Origin of the sequence: Janthinobacterium leeuwenhoeki, from assembly GCF_051380795.1 — a bacterium.
GTDB lineage: Bacteria > Pseudomonadota > Gammaproteobacteria > Burkholderiales > Burkholderiaceae_D > Janthinobacterium.
Genome location: NZ_JBNYXT010000012.1, coordinates 107,555 through 124,394 on the forward strand (window position 1 = coordinate 107,555; position 16,840 = coordinate 124,394).

Below are 16,840 nucleotides of genomic sequence, written 5' to 3' on the forward strand. Positions count from 1 at the left end.
ACATCTGCCCGCACATGGGGATCTTTTGCGCAGGGTACGCAGTCAAATCACTGCGCCCAGCTTGAAAATTGGTAAATACAAGGCGATCACGAGGGAGCCGACGAGCACGCCCAGCACCACCATCAGCGCCGGTTCCAGCAGCGTGGAAAGGGTGGCCACGGTGGCGTCGATATCGGCCTCGATGATATCGGCCGCGCGCGACAGCATGGCGTCGAGTGCGCCCGATTCCTCGCCGATCAGGGCCAGTTGCGTCAGCAGCGGGGGAAATACCCCGCTGTGCTCCATGGCCAGGGCCAGGCTGCCGCCGGCGCGGATCTCGCGTTCGATGCGTGTCGTCGCTTCCTGGTACAGCGCGTGGCCGGAGGCGGCGCCCACCAGACTGAGCGAGTCGAGCAGCGGCACGCCGGCGGCGAACATGGCGGCCAGGGTGCGCGTCCAGCGGGCAATCGCCGCCTTGCGCAAGAGGGGGCCGAACACGGGCAGGCGCAATGCCCGCAGTTGCGTGTTGCGCCGCCAGGCGGGATAGCGCCGCCAGGCCAGGAGCAGCAGCAGGCAAGCCAGCACGAGCGCCGCCAGCAGAGCCAGCCAGTAGCGGACAAGAAAGGCGGACAAGCCCATGACGAACAGGGTGGGCAGCGGCAAGGGTGCGCCAAAGCTGTCGAAAACCTGGTGAAAGGCGGGCACGACCACGCTCATGATGATGGCCGTGACGACGATGGCGACGAGCACGATGGCCAGCGGATACATCAGCGCGCCGCGTACCTTGCGCCGCAGGGCGATGGCCTTTTCCTGGTGCGTGGCCAGGCGTGCCAGCAAGTCCTGCACGATGCCGGCCTGTTCGCCCGCCGCCAGCAGCTTGCAATACAGCTCGTCAAACAGCAACGGGAACTGGCGGAATGCCTGCTGCAGGCTGCTGCCCGCTTCGATGTCGTGGCGCAAGTCGCGCATCAGCTCAGTGATCGCAGGTTTGGCGTGGCCCTTGCCGGCTATGTCGAAGGCGTGCAGCAGCGGCACGCCGGCCGCCATCATGGTCGACAGCTGGCGCGTAAACAGCGCGATATCGTTGCGCGTGATGGCCTTGCCGGGCGCGGCGCGCGCAGCCTGCACCCGGGTGGCCAGGATGCCCTGGCTTCTTAATGTGGCCTTGGCAGCGCTGGCATCGGCCGCGCGCAAGACGCCATCGACCGCCTTGCCATGGCGGTCCGTGCCTTTCCACGCAAAGCGTCGCTCGGCCACGATGTGCACCTCCTGCCGTCACGGTAGCAGCGTCAGGCAAAAGCACCAGTGGCTCTGGCGGCAAGCTTGATGTGGCTCAGCCTTTTGTGCTTTGCACTTCCGTTTGCACAAGGGCCTGGGCCTTCACGTCGGCCGCATCGTCCTCGTCGCTGTCCGTGCCCTTGCTGATGCTTTCGCCATCGTCGCGGCGCAAGGTCCAGAAGGTCAGCGAGGACAGCACCGTCAGGGCGGCCAGAGTCAGGAAGGTGTGGTGCAGGGCCGTGCTGAGCATGGCGCGGTCCGACTGCGGCATGTCACCCAGGTACCAGCCCGTGATCAACGAACCGAAGGCGAGGCCAAAGCTCATCGACAGTTGCTGCATCGAGCTGGCGATGGTGCTGGCCATGCTCGAATCGCTCTTGTCGACATCGGCATACGCGATGGTGTTCATGCTGGAAAACTGCAGCGAATTGAAAAAACCCATGCACAGGCTGATGGCGACGATGACGTACAGCGGCGTGCCCACGCCCACCTGCGAAAACATGGCGATGGTGACGCCGATCAGCACCGTGTTGACGATCAGTACCTGGCGGTAGCCGAAGCGGGCCAGCACGCGCGCGGAAATGAATTTCATGCCCATGGCGGCCGCAGCCGACGGCATCATCAGCAAGCCCGATTGCCAGGCAGGCAATCCCAGGCCCAGCTGGTATAGCAGCGGCAACAGGAAGGGCAGGCCGCCCACGCCCAGGCGCGTGACGAAACCGCCTACCACGGAGACGCGGAAGGTGCGGATCTTGAGCAGGGTCAGGCGCAGCAGCGGATGCAGCACTTCGCTCGAATGCCAGGCATACGCGGCCAGCAGGCTGATGGAGATGAACAGCAGCACGGCAAACGAGGTGCCGTCGATGCGGTGTTCGCCGAAAATTTCCAGCAACCACGACAGCAGCGCGATGCCCGTGCCGAACAGCACCAGGCCGATCAGGTCCAGCGGACGGGGCTTGTCACCGTAGTAATCGGGCATGTAGCGGTGTGCCAGGTATAAGGCCACGAGTCCGACCGGCACGTTGACGAAGAAAATCTCGCGCCACGACAGCCAGTGCACGATCAGCCCGCCCACCGTGGGCCCCAGCAGGGGGGCGATCAGGGCGGGGATGATGACGAAGTTCATCGCCGCCAGCAATTGCGACTTGGGAAAGGTACGGATGATGGTGAGCCTGCCCACCGGCATCATCATGGCCGCGCCCACTCCTTGCAGCAGGCGCGCTGCCACCAGCATGGGCGCATTCACGGACAGGCCGCACAGGATGGAGGCGATGGTAAAGATGGCGACGGCGGCGGAAAACACGCGCCGCGTGCCGAAGCGGTCGGCCATCCAGCCACTGATGGGAATGCACACGGCCAAGCTCAGGATATAGCTGGTGACGACGGCCTTCAGGCTCAGTGGCGTCACGTTGAGGCTGGCGGCCATGGCGGGGATGGCGGTGTTGACGATGGTGGAGTCGAGTTGCTCCATGAACAGGGCGGTGGCGACCACCCACGGAAGGTAGCTTTTAATCGGGGAACTGGTCATGGATGCGGGGCCTGGTAAGGGATGCTGCGCCTGTGGTATGCCAGCAATTGTCACATAAATAGGCGCGCTGCGTCACCGCCGCACCGCGCCATTGTTGCAACAGGGAAATGTCGATCAGCGTCCCAGCCCGTCCAATGCGTCCAGCGCTTCCATCAATGGCAGCGCCGCATCGGCAATGCGCTCCAGGCTCGCTTCGCGCAGGGCGGCGGTATCGACCGAGTGCCCGGATTCCAGACCGGCCCAGCGCAGCAGCGCCGAACACGCGGCGGGCGTGTCGAACATGCCGTGCAAATAGCTGCCGAGGATTTGGCCGTCGTCCGACACGGCTCCTTCCGCGCGCCCATCGATGACAAAGGCCGGCTGCGCCAGCGCCGCGCCGTGCGAGACCCCCATATGGATTTCATAGCCTGCCACGCGCGCATCGGCCGCGCCGGCAAATGCGCAGTGGCCGGTGACCTGCCGCAGGCGTTTTTCCGCCGTCAATTCAGTCGCCATGTCGAGCAGGCCCAGTGCCTTTGACTCTCCCGCCGCGCCTTCCACGCCCAGCGGATCGCGCACGCTTTGTCCCAGCATCTGGAAGCCGCCGCAAATGCCGAGCACCTTGCCGCCATAGCGCAGGTGCTTGGCCAGATAGGCGGGCCAGCCTTGCTGCTGCAGCCAGGCCAGGTCGCCGCGCGTGTTCTTGCTGCCGGGCAGTATCACCAGGTCGGCCGCTGGAATCGGCTGCCCCTGCTGGACGAATTGCAGGTCGATATCGGGGTGGGCGCGCAGCGCGTCGAGATCAGTGTGGTTGCTGATGCGCGGCAGTTGCGGTACCACCACCTTGAAGGCGCCGCGTTCGGCCTGCATGGCTACCACGGCATCTTCCGCGTCGAGGAACAGGCCTTGCAGGTAGGGCAGCACGGCCAGCACGGGTTTGCCCGTCTGCTGTTCCAGCCACTCGATGCCAGGCGTGAGCAGTGAAATGTCGCCGCGGAAGCGGTTGATGACGAAGCCGATGATGCGTGCCCGTTCGCTGTCAGACAGGCACGCCAGGGTGCCGATGATGTGCGCGAAGACGCCGCCCCGGTCGATGTCGGCCACCAGGATCACGGGACAGTCGACGGCTTCGGCAAAGCCCATGTTGGCGATGTCGCGCGCGCGCAGGTTGACTTCGGCGGGGCTGCCCGCGCCTTCGACGACGACGGAGTCGTACTGCTGGCGCAGTCGCGCGTACGACTCCAGCACGGCGCCCATGGCGATGGTCTTGTATTGCTGGTAGTCGCGCGCATCCATCTCGGCGCGCACCTTGCCATGGATGATCACTTGCGCGCCCGTGTTCGACGAAGGCTTCAGCAGCACCGGATTCATGTCCGTGTGCGGCGCGATGCCGCAGGCCAGCGCCTGCAGGGCTTGCGCGCGGCCGATCTCGCCGCCGTCGCTTGTCACCGCGCTATTCAGGGCCATGTTTTGCGGCTTGAACGGCGCCACCGCCACGCCGCGCCGTTTCAACAATCGGCACAGGGCTGCGACGACGGTGCTCTTGCCCGCGTCGGACGTCGTGCCCTGCACCATCAGGGCGGGGAAGGGGATGTTCATGCGTGTTGTTCCTGCTGGTCTTGCCACTGCGCGACGATATCGCTGATCTGGCGCAAGCCTTCCGTGATGGCGGCCGGACCGGGAGAAAGAATGTCGGGCGACTTGATTTCGAACAGCATCTGGTTTTTCACGGCGGGAATGGCATCCCAGCCCTGGCGTGCCGTCAGCTGCGCCGGCTGGAACTTCTTGCCGCACCAGGTGGCGATGATGATGTCGGGCGCGCGCCGTACCACTTCTTGCGGATCGGCGATGATGCGTTCCCTGGCGCCCGGATGTGCGGATAATTCCGGGAAGGCGTCCGTGCCGCCGGCGATATCGATCAATTCCGCCGCCCAGCCGATGCCGCTCATCAGAGGATCATTCCACTCTTCAAAGTAAATTACGGGCTTGTGCGTCCAGGACGCGGCGCGGGCCTGGGCGGCGGCGATGTCGGCGCGCAGGCTGGCGATCAGTGCGCGTCCCGCTTCTTCGCGCTGCACCAGCGCGGCCAGCACGGCGATCATGCGCAGGATGCCGTCCACCGTGCGCTGGTTGAACTGGTGCACTTCGATGCCGGCCTTGACGAGGTCGCGGCAGATATCGGCCTGCATGTCGCAAAAGCCGATCACGAGGTCGGGCTGGACGGCCAGGATGCGTGCCAGGTCAGCGGACGAAAAGCCGCTGATCTTGGTTTTTTCCGCGCGCGCGCGGGGAGGGCGCACGGTAAAGCCCGAGATGCCCGCGATGACGTCTTGCGCGCCCAGCGCATATAGCGTCTCCACGGCTTCCGTCGACAGGCAGGCGATGCGCTGGTAGTGGCTCATTGAGCTGCCTTGCTGCGGCGCTGGCGGGCCGCTTCCAGCTGCTCGCACATGGTGGACGTGCCTTCTATCATGCGCGGGCCGGCGCGGTTCAGCAGGTCGCCATTCAGGCGGAATAGATTGTTCCGGCGCACGGCCGTCATCGAGGGAAAGGCGCGCCACATGGCCAGGCCGCCTTCGCTGCGCGGATCGCTTTTTTCGCTGGTGCCGAAGATGACTTCCGGGTCTTCCTGCAGCACGCCTTCCGGCGTGACGACGGGCGCCACCACCTTCATCGCGGCAAACACATTCTGGCCGCCGCAGACACGCATGGAGTCGCTGATGATGCTCGCGCCGCTCAAGGTATACAAGGGCTTGTCCCATACCTGGTAAAACACGCGCACGGGCGGACGTTGCGCGTATTGGGCCGTCAAGCTGGCCAGTTTCGCGCGCAGCTGCGCGGCGGCCGGTTTGGCGACTTTTTCCGTGCCCATCAACTGGCCCAGGCGCTCCATGCTGTCGGGGATATCGGCCAGCTTGCGCGGCTCGCTGTGATAGATCGGCACCTTCAGCTGGCGCAGCATGGCGATCTGGCGCTCGGCGCTGCCATGCATCCACACGACGATCAGGTCCGGCTTCATGGCGATGATGCGTTCCATGTCGTACTGGCGGTTGTCGCCCACTTGCGTGATCTTCTTTGCCGCTTCCGGGTAGTCGCTATAGCTGACGACACCAGCGATCCTGTCGCCGCCACCGGCCGCGAACAGCAGCTCCGTGACGTGCGGCGCCAGCGCCAGGATGCGCTGCGCCGGCTTTTCCACGGTGACGCTATTGCCGTCGTCGTCGCGCACGGTGATGGCGGCGTGTGTTTGCAGCGAGACCAGTCCTGCCAGCAGCAGCGATATTTTCAGGGTTTTCATGTGCACTTCCATGTGGTGAGGGCCTGCTGCAGGCGCAGCCAGGCGTGTTCGTCGGGGGGCAAGCCCAGGCGGATGCCGTGGGCCGCGTGGCGGAACAGGCGCACCCAGATGCCTGATTCTGCCATGTGGCGCCAGAACGCTTCGGCGCGTGCTTCCGGCCACCACTGGAACAGCGCCGTGCCGCTGCTGGCGATGCCGTACGCGGCCAATAACTGGCGCAGTCGAACACCGTCGCCGCACAGGCGCTCGCGCATCGCTTCCTGCCAGGGAGTGTCCGTCAATGCGGCCAGCGCTACATGCTGCGCCGGGCCGCTGACGGTCCATGGGCCCAGCATGTCGGCCAGTTGGGACAGCAGCGCGGGATGGGCGGCGACAAAGCCCAGGCGCAGTCCCGCCAGGCCAAAGAATTTGCCGATGGAGCGCAGCACGATCAGGCCAGGCTGGCCCGAGTGCGCACCGAGGCTGGCATGCGACTCCGTATCGCCAAACGCTTCATCGACGACCAGCCAGCCGCCCCGCGCGGCCAGCTTGCCTGCCCAGTCCAGCAGCAGTTCCGGGGCGATGCGCTCGCCCGTGGGATTGTTCGGATTGCAGATGACCAGCACGTCGCAGTGGTCGACGGCATCGGCCAGCTGCGCATACGGCACCTGGCGCAATTCGTGGCCGTGCTGGCTCCAGTGGTGAGCATGTTCCGCATACGACGGTGCGGCCACCACCACGCGCGACGGCGCGCGCAGCCGGGGCAGGGCCTGGATGGCGGCCTGCGTGCCGGCCACGGGTAGCATGGCCGGTGCACTGTAAAACGCGCAGGCGGCCGCGGCCAGCGCAGGATCGGCTTCCGGCAGCCGGTGCCAGGCGTTGGCGTCAGGCGCTGGCGCTGCATACCAGTGCGGGTTGATGCCGGTCGACAGGTCGATCCAGTCGGTGATGGGCCGGCCATAGTCACGCGCGGCGTCGCGCAGGTTGCCGCCATGTTCAAGCAAGATAGGTCTCCCGAAGGTAGGACAGGCCCGCCAGCAGCGCCATCCAGATTAGCCACAGCACGGCCGTTTCAGCCACCAGGCGCCAGGCGCGGTCGATGTCGCGCGCTTCGGCGGGACGGCCGGCGCCCAGCGGCGGACGGCGTTCCAGTTCGCCATCGTAGACGGCGTCGCCGCCGAGGGCCAGGCCCAGGGCGCCAGCGCCGCTGGCCATCACGGGCCCCGCATTCGGGCTGCCCCAGTTGGGGGCCTGCGTGCGCCAGCACTGCCAGGCGCGCTGCTTGTCCGCCATGCTCTTGCCCAGCAAGACATAAGACAGCGCCGTCAGGCGCGCCGGCAGGTAATTCAGGACGTCGTCGATGCGCGCGGCGCAGCAACCGAACCAGTCGTAGCGCTCGTTGCGGTAGCCCCACATGGCGTCGAGGGTATTGGCCAGCCGGAATAGCACGGCGCCGGGGCCGCCCGCCACGGCAAACCAGAACAGGGTGCCGAAGACGGCGTCGTTGCCGTTTTCCAGCAGGGATTCCGTGCTGGCCTTGGCCAGGCTGGCCGCGTCGGCATTGGCCGTGTCGCGGCTGACGATGCGCGCCGTCAGCAGGCGCGCGTTGTCCAGGTCATCGATGGCCAGGGCATCGGCGATCGGGTGATTGTGATCGCGCAGGCTGCGCAGGCCCAGACACAGATATAGCAGGAAGACATGCAGGGCGGCACCGGCCAAGCCGCACAGCCAGTAGGCGACATAGCTGATGGGCAGCACGGCCAGCGACCAGGCCAGCGCGCCGCGCAGGAAACGTCCGCGGCCCCGGTTCAGCAGGCGTTCGAGCGCGCTGGCCAGGCGGCCAAAGCCCACCAGCGGATGCCAGCGGCGCGTCTCTCCCAGCAGCATGTCGAGCAGCACGCCGGCCGTCATCAAGGTGGCCAGCATGGGCAGCGACAGGCCGCTCAGCATGGGTTGCCTTTCAGGTACAACGGCAGGCCGGCGGCGACAAATACAGCCTTGTCGCACACGGCCGCCACGGCCTGGTTCAGGCGGCCCGCTTCATCGGTGAAGCAGCGCGAGATGGCGCCGCAGGGCACGATGCCCATGCCCACTTCGTTCGATACCAGCACGAGGTCACAGTCGGACTCCGCGATTTCGGCCAGCGCGTACAGCAGGTGCGCGCGCTCGCTGTGGAACAGTTCGGGCAGGGCGATGTCGCCCACGTCCGGATATGTCTCGCCGGTGGAAAACATCAGATTCGTCAGCCACAGGGTCAGGCAGTCGACCAGCAGCAGGCGCCCGGGCCGTGCTTCCCGCAGGATGGCGTCGCCCAGGCGCAGCGGTTCTTCCAGGGTTGTCCACTCGGCCGGGCGCTGCGCACGGTGATGCCTGACGCGCGTGGCCATCTCCTCATCGCCCGCCTGCGCAGTAGCGATGTAGACGACTTCCTTGCCTGACTCGCGGGCCAGCTTTTCCGCAAAGGCGCTCTTGCCGGAACGGGCGCCGCCGAAAACCAAGGTGCGCGTCATGGCGCTGTTACCACTCGGTGCCGATTTGCGCGCCGATGCCGGCCGCGTACGCATGCTTGACGACGGCCATTTCGGTGACGGTGTCGGCGATGGCGATCAATTCGTCCGGTGCGCCGCGGCCCGTGATGACCACGTGCTGCATGGCCGGGCGTTCCAGCAGGTCGGCGATGATTTTATGTACGTCGAGGTAGTTGTACTTGAGGGCGATATTGAGTTCGTCGAACAGCACCAGGCCGTAACTGGGGTCGGCCAGGAAGGTCTTCGCCTGCTCCCATGCCAGTTCGGCTTTTTCGATGTCGCGTTCGCGGTTTTGCGTTTCCCAGGTATAGCCTTCGCCCATCGCATGAAAACTGATTTCGTCGGGGAAGCGGCGCAGGAATTTTTCCTCGCCCGTCGACATGGCGCCCTTGATGAACTGCACCACGCCTACCTTCATGCCATGGCCCATGGCGCGGATGGCCATGCCGAAGCCGCTCGAGCTCTTGCCCTTGCCATTGCCCGTGTTGACGATGATGATGCCGATTTCCTTGTCGGCCTTGGCGATGGCCGCGTCGATGATGGCCTTCTTGCGTTCCATGCGCACGCGGTGGCGTTCGTTGATTGCGGCTGTTTCTACGTCGATAGGTTTGTTGTCGCTCATGTCTGATCCTCTTTCGGTATGAATATCTTGCGTTTTCCGTGATCGATGATCTCGATCGGGTGGCCCAGGTAGTCGCCCAGGATGGATGCCTGCATCACCTCGGCCACGGGGCCGGCCAGCCAGCCGCCGTCGCCCATCAGCAGTAGCGCATGGGTCGAGACGCTGTGCGCCAGGTTCAGGTCATGCCCCACCATGACCACGGTTTTATTCTGTTCGCGGCACAGCTTAGCCAGCAGGCCCATGACGCTGACCTGGTGCGCCAGGTCCAGCGCATTGGCCGGTTCGTCCAGCAGCAGCAGGGGCGTATCCTGCGCCAGCATGGCGGCGATTGCCACGCGCTGGCGTTCGCCGCCGGACAGGCTGCGCACATCGCGCTCGGCCAGGTGTTCCACTTCCATCGAGGCCAGCGCCGCCAGGGCGATGCGCTGGTCGTCGCTGCCTTCCCAGTAATGGTTGTCGTGATACGGGTGGCGCGCCGACAGCACCGTTTCGATGACGCGGTAGGAGAACGCATCGTGGCGCGCCTGTGCCAGGAAGGCCCGTTCGCGTGCCAGTTCATCGAGCGGCCAGTCGATCAGGGCGCGGCTCTGTATCGTCACGTGGCCCGCATCCGGTTCGCGCAAGCCGGCCAGGGTGCGCAGCAAGGTGCTCTTGCCGGCGCCATTGCGGCCGATCACGCTCCAGCATTCGCCATCCTTGATGTGCCAGATGAGGTTTTCCACCAGGGAGCGCGTGCCTGCCTTCAGGCCCAGTTGGTAAGTACGTATCATGTGCGGCGCAATCGGTGCAGTTGGTACAGGAAGACGGGCGCGCCTATCATGGCCGTGACCACGCCGACAGGCAGCTGCAAGGGCGCCAGCACGGTACGCGCCAAGGTATCGGCCAGCACGAGGAAGGTGCCGCCGGCCAGCGCGGCGGCCGGTATCAACAGGCGATGATCGGGGCCGCAGGCAAAGCGCAACGCATGCGGCACGATCAGGCCGACAAAACCAACGCTGCCGGCGCTGGTGACGGCGCTGGCCGTGAGCAGGCCGGAACAGAAGAACAGGCCCTTGCGCAGGGCGCCCACGCGCACGCCCAGGGTGCTGGCCGCCTCCGCGTGCAGCGCCATGACGTTCAGTGAGCGCGCGCAGCGCAACGCAAAGACCATGGCGCCGGCCAGGACCAGCCATGGCATCAGCCGCGCGGGCGCGCCGGACAGGTCGCCGATCATCCAGAACACCATGCTGCGCAAGCGGCTTTCAGGGGCAATCGACAGCATCAGGGTGACGATGGCCATGCAGGCCGAGGCCAGGATCACGCCCGTCAGCAGCAAGAGCGAGGCGCCGCCTTCGGCCGCCGTGCCGCCGCGCAGGTCGCGGCGGGCAAAGAAATACAGCAGCATGGACACGCCGACGGCGCCGGCAAAGGCGGCCGCGTCGACCACCCACAGCGCGCACATGAACAGCAGCGCGGCCAGCGCGCCAACGGAGGCGCCGGCGGAAATGCCCAGCACATACGGGTCGGCCAGGGGATTGCGCAGCAGCGCCTGCATCATGACGCCGGCCAGCGACAGCGCCGCGCCGGTGACAAACGCGGTCAGCGCGCGGCCAAGGCGCAGGTCGAGCAGGGTGGCGGCGAGGGTATCGGTCTTGCCCTGCATGACATGGAACAGGGCGGAGGGCAGGTCGGCGAGCGGGATCGCGATCGAACCGATCATGCCGGAGAAAATCAGGCTGGCAACCGCGCACACGATCAGCAGCGTGATGATCACGGTGGCGCGGTGGCGCATATTGCGGAAAAATGGGTGCATGTACTGCCTTAAAAACGGGGACTGCAGAACTGCATCTGCGGGTGACGGCGGCATGCCATCGCCCGCAGCTTACATCATTACTACGTGCTTATTTCATGCCGTAGCGTACGCCAACGAAAAGGTTCGAACGTGGCGTCGCGTAGAAGCGGCCCAGTTCATAGTCCTTGTTGGTGATGTTGTTCCAGCGTGCCAGCACCGACCAGTCACGCGCCACTTGATAGGTCGCGAACAGGTTGACCAGCCCATAACCGCCGAGGGTGGTTTTGTTGGCTGGATCGTCAAAACGCTTGCCCGACAACTGCCATTCGGTACCGGCGGTCAAAGGACCGGTCGTGTAATCGACAGCGAAATTGGCGTGTTTTTTCGCGCGGCGCGCCAGTTGCTTGTCCGTCGTTTCATTGCGTGGATCTTGCAGGTCGATATTACCACTGACGTTGAAGGCGCCGAATTTGCGCGCGCCAGCCAGCGTCACGCCTTCCAGCAGGGCTTTGTCGACATTCATGCTGCAGCCATTGCCTGGTTTCCAGCCGATTACAGGGCAAGCCGATACGTAGATAAGCATGTCGATAATCTTGTTACGGTAGTAGGTCGCGCTCAGTTGCGATTGGCCGTCGTTGTATTGCAAGCCAACTTCAGCATTGCGGCCTTTTTCCGGCTTGTTCGTCGGGATGCCGGAGTCAGGGTAGTACAGATCGTTGAAGGTCGGTGCGCGGAAGCTGGTGCCATAGCTGGCGTTGGCGCGCAAGGCGTTGCTGAAACGGTAGCCATAGGCGACGCTACCCGTGTTGTGGATACCGTAGACCGAGCTGTCGTCGCGACGGCCGCTGATGCCAGCCAGGTGAGCGCCGCGCACCAGGTTGTACGATGCTGCGAACGATTTTGTATTACGTCCGCCCGACAGGCCTTTGGCGGAGCTCACGACGTCTTCGTCACGGTACTCACCCAGCAGTTGCAGGGTGTCACGACCAATGAGAATATCGTTTTGCCAGCTGATGTCAGTTTGCTTGGTGTCGAACTGGCTTCTGCCGAAGGCGCCTGCGGCGGAAACCGAGGTTTGTTTGTCCTTTGCCTGTGCGTAGCGCAACTCACTGGTCCAGTTCGGCAAGAACTGGTTCTTCGTGAAGACCGAAATGCTTTCCTGCTTATTGTCGTTGCGCGCGTCGAAGTTCAAGCCCGCATCGAATTGTGCATCCAGTTTGCTGTTCAGAAAAACCAGGCCGACGTCGTGGCCCTTGGCCATCTGGTAGCCAAACTGGCCGCTGACGCTTTCCTTGTCGTAGCCGTCTTTGTCCGGATTGTAGGTGTATTTCGAGGCGCCCAGCTTGGAGGCGGAATAGCCATCCGATTTTTCCTTGCCCGCGGTCAGCGCGTAGCTGAAGCTGTTGTTGCCACCGGTAGAGCCGGCAACGCTGGCTTCCGCCTGGCGCGTGTTGTCGCGGCCGTAGCCAGCGAAGGCGGAAAAGCGCGTCGCGCCGTCGCCTTTCTTGGTAAAGATCTGGATCACGCCACCGACGGCATCGGCACCATACATGGTGCTCAGCGGACCGTAGACGATTTCAACGTGATCGATGCTGGACAAAGGCAGGGCGCTCCAGTTGGCAGTGCCCGATGTCGACGAGCCAATACGTACGCCGTCGACCAGCACGATATTCTGATTGCCGTTCGCGCCGCGAATGAACACACTCGAATTGGTGCCTGGGCCGCCACTGCGACTGACTTCAATGCCGCGCTGTTTTTGCAGCAGGTCGATCAGCGTACCGGCACCCGAACGCGCGATGTCTTCCGAGCTGATGGTCTGCGTATCGCTCAAGACTTCGCTCAGGTGCTGCGGGTAGCGGCTGGCGGTGACGACGATGGGGTCGAAGGTATCTGGTGTGGCTTGGGCGAAAGCGGCAGGCGCGGCAATGGCTAGCGCGAGCGACGTGAGGGCCGCGTGGCGGGAAACAGCATGGGTCATGATAATTTTCAGTAAGTAATATGCAACCAGCCGACGTCCCCGTAGGCCAGATTGAACAGAAGTGGGAACTGACGATGACGATCGAAGATGGCCATGGGCCATTCGGATCGCGAACATCCCCGTTCGCACACTTCCACCTGTCCTGGCCGGTATCCGGGCTGGCAAGTACCGCTATCCCACCTTCCCATGCTCGATAATTGCGGCACAGTGGTTGTCAGAGATAGCTAGTCGCCCGCTTCCTGTCGGGAGGGGCGACACTTGCTTACCGTTGCGGGGGCAGCACACGTTCGCCGCGAGCGCGGCATCGTGTTTCCCGTTTAACTGCGCTCATGGACATGAGCGCGGGCACCAAAACCCCGCCATTATACGTGCAGCAGGCGTGGACTGAAATGGCTGGCTGGACGATTCGATATCAGAAATCGACGACGACCGTCGCACCGTAGGCGATTTTATGGGTGGTACGGGCGGCCAGCAGGGCGGTTTCTTCCAATGGCAGCCGGGCTTGCAGTGCCGATAGCAGGCGGATGGTGCCCGCGTGGCAGATGATGACTGCCGTTTCGTGTTGTTCGCGCAACAGGTCGCCCAAAAACGCATCGACGCGGGTGGCCATCGCCAGCACATTCTCACCCCCGCCGGGGCGGTACCAGGCCAGGTCGGCGGCCCAGGCATCGATTTCCGCGCGCGCAATCGCGTGCCAGGGCTGCATTTCCCACGCGCCGAAATCCATCTCCGCCAGCCGCGCGTCGAAGCGCAGAGTGTTGGAAGGTAAGTCTTGCGCCAAGGCTGTCGCCAGGTCGGCGCAACGGCGCAACGGGCTGGCGTAGAGCGGCACACCGGCCGGTAAAGTCGCTTGCAGGCTGGCGCGCACCGTGGCCATTTCCTGCGGCGCCACCGCCACGTCGCTGCGGCCGTAGCAGGTGCCGCTGCTTACTTGCGGCGCGGGGTGGCGGACGAGGATCAGGCGCATGGTGTTAATAGAAGCGTGTGGGAGGCTGGAAGCTGGACAGGATGGCCAGATAGACCGCCACTTCCGCCACTTGCTGCACGGCGCCCAGGCAGTCGCCGGTGTAGCCTTGCAGGCGGTGCTGGCATTTGCGGCCCAGCCAGAAAGCGGCAGCTGCCGCCGCCACGACGGCAAAGGCCAGCGTGGCCCAGTAAAATATCCCCAGGGCGCCGCATACGACGACGGGTAGCAGTCCGCCGGCAGCGGCGATGATGAATTCAACCGTGGTCATTTCCTGCGCCATCGGCTTGGCCTTGCCTTCGTCGCGCGCATAGTCCATGAGCCAGATCAGCGAAACGGCCGCCAGACGCGCGAGCGGATGGCCGATGAATAATGTCGCCACCACCGTGGCAGGCGGCAGCGAAGCGAGTGCCGCGCATTTGATGGCCAGCAGGCTGAGGATGCCGATGGCGCCATACGCGCCGATGCGCGAATCCTTCATGATTTCCAGTACCCGCTCGCGTGTCATGCCACCGCCAAAGCCGTCGCACATGTCGGCGAAGCCGTCTTCATGGAAGGCGCCCGTCAGGTAAATGCCGGCGGCGACGGCCAGCAGCACGGCCACCGCCGACGGCAGGAGCCAGCTGGCCAGCAGATACACGGCGCCGCTGATGGCCGCCACTACCACGCCGACCAGCGGAAAGTAGCGCGAGGCGTGCTGCAGCCAGGCTGGTTCGAAACCCACCCAGCGCGGAATGGGCAGGCGCGTGAAGAACTGCAGCGCGATGAAGAACAGACGGCACTGATGGACTGCGGCGGAAACGGGATTGGTCATGGTCTTAGTCTGGCGTGGACTTTTCGCTGACCTGGGCCGAGGCGAAGGTGGCCATCTCGCGCATGAAATTGACGGCCGCGCGCAGCAGCGGCAAGGCCAGCGCAGAGCCCGTGCCTTCACCGAGGCGCAAATCGAGGTGCAGCAGCGGACGCGCCCCCAGGCTGGCCAGCAGTTGGCGGTGGCCGTTTTCGTCGGAACAGTGGGAAAACACGCAGTAATCGAGGATCGCCGGTTGCAAACGGGCCGCCACCAGCAAGGCGCTGCTGACGATGAAGCCATCGATCAGCAAGATCATGCGCCGTTCGGCTGCCTTGAGCATGGCGCCGGCCATCATGGCGATTTCGAAGCCGCCGAAGGTGGCCAGCACGTCGAGTGGCTCATTGGCTGCTGCATGATGGACGACAGCCGCTTCGATCACCTGCTGCTTGTGCCATATGCCTTCTTTTGACAGGCCCGTGCCGGCACCGACGCAATCGGCGACGGGCGTGCCTGTCAGCTTGTGCATCAGCGCGGCGGCAGCGGTGGTGTTGCCGATACCCATTTCGCCAAAGCCCAGCACATTGCCGTCGAGCGTGGCGACCAGGTCCATCCCTGCCTGCATGGCGGTCAGGCATTGCTCCTGGCTCATGGCAGGTTCTTTGGCAAAGTTGCGGGTGCCGGGACCCTGCTTGCGGTCAAGCAAGCCGTCGCGTGGGCCAAAGTCATGGTTTACGCCAGCGTCGACTATATATAAGGCGCAATCGTTCTGACGGGCAAAGACATTGATGGCGGCGCCGTTGCCGAGGAAGTTTTCCACCATTTGCCAGGTCACGCTTTGTGGATAAGCGGAAATGCCCTCGGCGACCACGCCATGGTCTGCCGCGAAAACGATGATGGCGGGCTGCTGCAATGCCAGTTGCGTGCTTTGCTGGATCAGGCCGATCTGATGGGCCAGGGTTTCCAGTAGCCCCAGGCTGCCCAGCGGCTTGGTCTTGCTGTTGATGGCATGTTCGAGGGCGCTGGCCAGGGCGGGATTGGCGGTGGGGCAGAGGTGTGGAATAGGCATGGGAGTCAAGGTGGATAAGGCTGGGTATTGTCAGTGCTACGATATCACACAGCAATATTTGCCCAACTGCAAATTAGCCCTTGCGGCGCGCGCGGGGCAGGGCTATAATTCGCCCCCTCGCTGAACGACGCATGTAAATGCCGAGTAAAGCAGAGTGAAAAAGAAGGTTGACGAAATGCTGAAAAAGCTTCATACTCTTCCTTCTTCGCAGCTGACAAACACAACGCTTTGTCGATAGCGCGAAAGCAGTAACCGATCACAGTTCTTTAACAATTAACAGTCGATAAGTGTGGGCATTTGATGTAAGTGCAGCGTTAATCTTCGGATTGACGTTTAACTTAAAATATCAAATGTTCACAAGAAATAATGAAATAGGATACTTCTTCGGAAGTAGCCTGTCAGTTTTTTGAGTGAGCAAACACCTCGCAATGCGAGGGGTTTGAACTAGTTAAATAGTTCGACCATGCCTGTAAAATGGCAAAGTAACAGAGATTAAACTGAAGAGTTTGATCCTGGCTCAGATTGAACGCTGGCGGCATGCCTTACACATGCAAGTCGAACGGCAGCACGGAGCTTGCTCTGGTGGCGAGTGGCGAACGGGTGAGTAATATATCGGAACGTACCCTAGAGTGGGGGATAACGTAGCGAAAGTTACGCTAATACCGCATACGATCTAAGGATGAAAGTGGGGGATCGCAAGACCTCATGCTCGTGGAGCGGCCGATATCTGATTAGCTAGTTGGTAGGGTAAAAGCCTACCAAGGCATCGATCAGTAGCTGGTCTGAGAGGACGACCAGCCACACTGGAACTGAGACACGGTCCAGACTCCTACGGGAGGCAGCAGTGGGGAATTTTGGACAATGGGCGAAAGCCTGATCCAGCAATGCCGCGTGAGTGAAGAAGGCCTTCGGGTTGTAAAGCTCTTTTGTCAGGGAAGAAACGGTGAAAGCTAATATCTTTTGCTAATGACGGTACCTGAAGAATAAGCACCGGCTAACTACGTGCCAGCAGCCGCGGTAATACGTAGGGTGCAAGCGTTAATCGGAATTACTGGGCGTAAAGCGTGCGCAGGCGGT

15 protein-coding genes, 1 rRNA gene and 1 riboswitch are annotated in these 16,840 nt (G+C 63.5%); of the genes, 1 reads left to right on the top strand and 15 read right to left on the bottom strand.

The annotated features are described in order from the left end of the window. Nucleotides 1–42: 42 nt before the first annotated feature. The 15 genes from ACQ4WS_RS12475 to cobT all read right to left on the bottom strand — a co-directional run bounded on the left by ACQ4WS_RS12475 (nt 43) and on the right by cobT (nt 15,763). A complete protein-coding gene (locus ACQ4WS_RS12475; RefSeq protein WP_436476675.1) occupies nt 43–1,239 on the bottom strand; it encodes a type II secretion system F family protein in 1,197 nt (398 codons plus the stop codon). A 73-nt stretch (nt 1,240–1,312) separates the two neighbouring features. Beyond that, the gene (locus tag ACQ4WS_RS12480) at nt 1,313–2,785 is read right to left on the bottom strand and encodes a DHA2 family efflux MFS transporter permease subunit (protein ID WP_436476635.1); all 1,473 of its coding nucleotides are present in this window, start codon (nt 2,783–2,785) and stop codon (nt 1,313–1,315) included. A 114-nt stretch (nt 2,786–2,899) separates the two neighbouring features. Continuing rightward, complete coding sequence (locus ACQ4WS_RS12485; RefSeq protein ID WP_436476637.1) at nt 2,900–4,363, bottom strand: cobyric acid synthase; 1,464 nt, start codon at nt 4,361–4,363, stop codon at nt 2,900–2,902. Continuing rightward, nucleotides 4,360–5,166 (bottom strand): ABC transporter substrate-binding protein, encoded by an 807-nt coding sequence (locus ACQ4WS_RS12490; RefSeq protein ID WP_436476639.1) that lies wholly within the window; start codon nt 5,164–5,166, stop codon nt 4,360–4,362. The genes ACQ4WS_RS12485 and ACQ4WS_RS12490 overlap by 4 nt, the downstream gene beginning before the upstream one ends. Next, complete coding sequence (locus ACQ4WS_RS12495; RefSeq protein WP_436476641.1) at nt 5,163–6,062, bottom strand: cobalamin-binding protein; 900 nt, start codon at nt 6,060–6,062, stop codon at nt 5,163–5,165. Before ACQ4WS_RS12495 ends, ACQ4WS_RS12490 begins: the two co-directional genes overlap by 4 nt. Further along, nucleotides 6,059–7,045, bottom strand: coding sequence for a threonine-phosphate decarboxylase CobD (gene cobD / locus ACQ4WS_RS12500; RefSeq protein ID WP_436476643.1), 987 nt, complete (start codon nt 7,043–7,045; stop codon nt 6,059–6,061). Before cobD ends, ACQ4WS_RS12495 begins: the two co-directional genes overlap by 4 nt. After that, nucleotides 7,038–7,991 carry an adenosylcobinamide-phosphate synthase CbiB gene (gene cbiB, locus ACQ4WS_RS12505; RefSeq protein WP_436476645.1) on the bottom strand — a complete coding sequence of 318 codons (954 nt, stop codon included), beginning with the start codon at nt 7,989–7,991 and terminating at the stop codon, nt 7,038–7,040. The genes cobD and cbiB overlap by 8 nt, the downstream gene beginning before the upstream one ends. Continuing rightward, nucleotides 7,985–8,551 carry a bifunctional adenosylcobinamide kinase/adenosylcobinamide-phosphate guanylyltransferase gene (cobU, locus tag ACQ4WS_RS12510; RefSeq protein ID WP_436476647.1) on the bottom strand — a complete coding sequence of 189 codons (567 nt, stop codon included), beginning with the start codon at nt 8,549–8,551 and terminating at the stop codon, nt 7,985–7,987. Before cobU ends, cbiB begins: the two co-directional genes overlap by 7 nt. Before the next feature lie 7 nt (nt 8,552–8,558). Then, entirely contained in the window at nt 8,559–9,191 is a 633-nt protein-coding gene (gene cobO / locus ACQ4WS_RS12515; protein ID WP_436476649.1) for a cob(I)yrinic acid a,c-diamide adenosyltransferase, read from the bottom strand. After that, the gene (locus ACQ4WS_RS12520) at nt 9,188–9,961 is read right to left on the bottom strand and encodes an ABC transporter ATP-binding protein (RefSeq protein ID WP_436476651.1); all 774 of its coding nucleotides are present in this window, start codon (nt 9,959–9,961) and stop codon (nt 9,188–9,190) included. The genes cobO and ACQ4WS_RS12520 overlap by 4 nt, the downstream gene beginning before the upstream one ends. Then, nucleotides 9,958–10,983 (bottom strand): FecCD family ABC transporter permease, encoded by a 1,026-nt coding sequence (locus tag ACQ4WS_RS12525; protein ID WP_436476652.1) that lies wholly within the window; start codon nt 10,981–10,983, stop codon nt 9,958–9,960. The genes ACQ4WS_RS12520 and ACQ4WS_RS12525 overlap by 4 nt, the downstream gene beginning before the upstream one ends. An 88-nt stretch (nt 10,984–11,071) precedes the next feature. Further along, a complete protein-coding gene (locus ACQ4WS_RS12530) occupies nt 11,072–12,940 on the bottom strand; it encodes a TonB-dependent receptor domain-containing protein (protein ID WP_436476654.1) in 1,869 nt (622 codons plus the stop codon). A gap of 127 nt (nt 12,941–13,067) precedes the next feature. Beyond that, a riboswitch (cobalamin riboswitch) is annotated at nt 13,068–13,308 on the bottom strand. Between the two features lie 44 nt (nt 13,309–13,352). Then, a complete protein-coding gene (locus ACQ4WS_RS12535) occupies nt 13,353–13,907 on the bottom strand; it encodes a histidine phosphatase family protein (RefSeq protein ID WP_436476656.1) in 555 nt (184 codons plus the stop codon). A 4-nt stretch (nt 13,908–13,911) separates the two neighbouring features. Then, nucleotides 13,912–14,718, bottom strand: a complete 807-nt coding sequence (locus ACQ4WS_RS12540) for an adenosylcobinamide-GDP ribazoletransferase (protein WP_436476658.1) — start codon at nt 14,716–14,718, stop codon at nt 13,912–13,914. Nucleotides 14,719–14,722: 4 nt separating this feature from the next. Further along, on the bottom strand, nt 14,723–15,763 hold the full coding sequence (gene cobT / locus ACQ4WS_RS12545; protein ID WP_436476660.1) for a nicotinate-nucleotide--dimethylbenzimidazole phosphoribosyltransferase: 1,041 nt from the start codon (nt 15,761–15,763) through the stop codon (nt 14,723–14,725). A 494-nt stretch (nt 15,764–16,257) separates the two neighbouring features. Here cobT and ACQ4WS_RS12550 point away from each other — a divergent pair. Continuing rightward, nucleotides 16,258–16,840, top strand: a 16S ribosomal RNA gene (locus ACQ4WS_RS12550); the annotation flags it as partial.